Source organism: Nocardia sp. CY15 (assembly GCF_009829295.1).
In the GTDB taxonomy this organism is placed as follows: domain Bacteria; phylum Actinomycetota; class Actinomycetes; order Mycobacteriales; family Mycobacteriaceae; genus Nocardia; species Nocardia sputi.
This window is the reverse complement of sequence record NZ_VUOT01000085.1, coordinates 1-1,890: the sequence shown is the minus strand read 5'-3', so window position 1 is coordinate 1,890 and position 1,890 is coordinate 1. Positions and strand designations below refer to the sequence as shown.

Annotated in this window: 2 protein-coding genes and 1 pseudogene; all 3 read right to left on the bottom strand. The window is 64.3% G+C overall.

The features are described from left to right. Positions 1-132: 132 nt before the first annotated feature. Positions 133-1,338: a fatty acid desaturase gene (locus GVY39_RS33670; RefSeq protein WP_159931016.1), complete on the bottom strand. Its 1,206-nt coding sequence runs from the start codon at positions 1,336-1,338 to the stop codon at positions 133-135. A 75-nt stretch (positions 1,339-1,413) separates the two neighbouring features. Then, positions 1,414-1,587, bottom strand: coding sequence for a hypothetical protein (locus GVY39_RS33665; RefSeq protein ID WP_159931014.1), 174 nt, complete (start codon positions 1,585-1,587; stop codon positions 1,414-1,416). A gap of 148 nt (positions 1,588-1,735) precedes the next feature. After that, positions 1,736-1,890 (bottom strand): annotated as a pseudogene (locus GVY39_RS33660) (TetR/AcrR family transcriptional regulator); the annotation flags it as partial.

The following is a 1,890-nucleotide window of genomic DNA, read 5'->3' as shown; positions in this document are numbered from 1 at the left end:
CAGCTTGACATAGGAGATTCACGAAGACCTCCGGCAGGTGAATGCGTTCCTAGACAGCTCGCACTTCACCCGGAGGTCTTCGCCATGTCAGCCCGACACGCCGCTACCAACGTCCGTGGTCAGTACACCTAGCTAGGAGCGGAACCGGCTGGTGAGCAGTAAGGCGGTACGCAGGCCACGCCGGGGAAACGCGTCGGCTCCGGTCGCAGGGCGGGCGCCGAACTTTCGTTCCGAGGCGGTCTCCGGCGCGTCGTCGGAGGTCGCGGTCAGCAAGCTGTCCGGGAGAGCCAGCTTGTGGATGGTGCGCAGCGTCAGCAGGTACTGCCGCAGCAGCGGCCCGGTGGTGTAGGGCAGGTCGTACTTGTCGCATATGGCGCGCACGCGCACAGCTATCTCGGCGTACCGGTTGCTGGGCAGGTCCGGAAACAAATGGTGCTCGATCTGGTGGCACAGATTCCCGCTCATGAACGCCAGGACCGGTCCGGCATCGAAGTTCGCGCTGCCGAGCATCTGCCGCAGATACCACTGCGCCTTCGTCTCGTTCTCCACCGCGGCGGTGGTGAATTTCTCCGCGCCGTCCGGGAAATGACCGCAGAAGATCACCAGGTACGCCCAGAGATTCCGCAGCACATTGGCGGCGGTGTTCGCGGCGAGCGTGCGACGCCAGCGCCGCCCGCTCAGCGCGGGAAACAGCACGTAGTCCTTGGCGACCTGCCGCGCGACCTTCCGGATCAGCGCTCTGGTCTGTGCGGCCTTCTCCGCCGGGACAGGCGTGCGGTCGCGCTCGGAGTACAGGTCGTGCAGGGCGATGCCCCATTCGAACGTCATCGCCAGGAACAGGTTCTGCAACGGCTGCAGCAGCAAGCGCGGCCGCCACCCCTGATCGCGGGTCACCCGCATCACGCCGAAGCCGATATCGTCATCGATGCCGATGACATTGGTGTACACGTGATGGCGGTAGTTGTGCGAATAGCGCCATTGCGATGACAGACCCGCCATATCCCATTCCCATGTCGTGGAATGAATTTCCGGGTCGTTCATCCAATCCCATTGGCCGTGGCACACGTTGTGGCCGATTTCCATGTTCTCGATGCTTTTCGCCGCCGCCAGCGCCGTCGTCCCCACTATCCAGCCGGGTTTCGCGGGGGCGCAGGCGATCACGAGCCGTGACGTGGCTTCCAGTATTCGCTGGAAAGCGATGGTGCGGCGGATGTAAGCGGCATCCCGAGCGCCGCGTCGATCCAAGATGTCGCGGCGAATCGCGTCGAATTCCCGCCCCATCGCTTCGACATCCGCATCGCTCAAATGCGCGTAGGCCGCGACCTGCGTGATTGCCATTGGTGATTCTCCTCGAGTCTCTTGGGATCACTTGCCGCGACGAAGAGCCGGTCTCTGGGATGATCGAGGTCGGAGTCAGCGGGTGAACGCCTGCTTCACCTTGCGCCCGGCCAGTGCGATGGCGCCGCCGGGACGCCTGCCGCCGACGTCCGTCCTACGACGGCTGTCTTCGTCCGTCTTGGCCAGCAACGTCCGTAGAGACGCCCTGCTCGCCTGGACTTGGTGCGCGATTTTGTCCCTGATGGTCATCGAAAAGTTCCCGTCTCCCGGTCGCGCGGGCTCGGCACGGACTCTTCGATCGGCCGACAGCGGATGCATGAACCGGTTGTACCCAGTCTAGGGCCGTCCACAACGTACGTCTACACCGTAGAAGTACGTTGATGACAGCACGGTGTCGTCACCCTCGACCGGGCTGGAGCAGCGCTGCGGTGAGGCCGGTGAGCAGGATGTCGAGGCCGCGTTCGAGTTCGGCTTCGCCGTCGTAGGCGGCCAGGACGGGTGCGAGTGCGCGCAGCAGGGGGAATTCCGCGATGGGTAGGCGGTGCAGGCCGA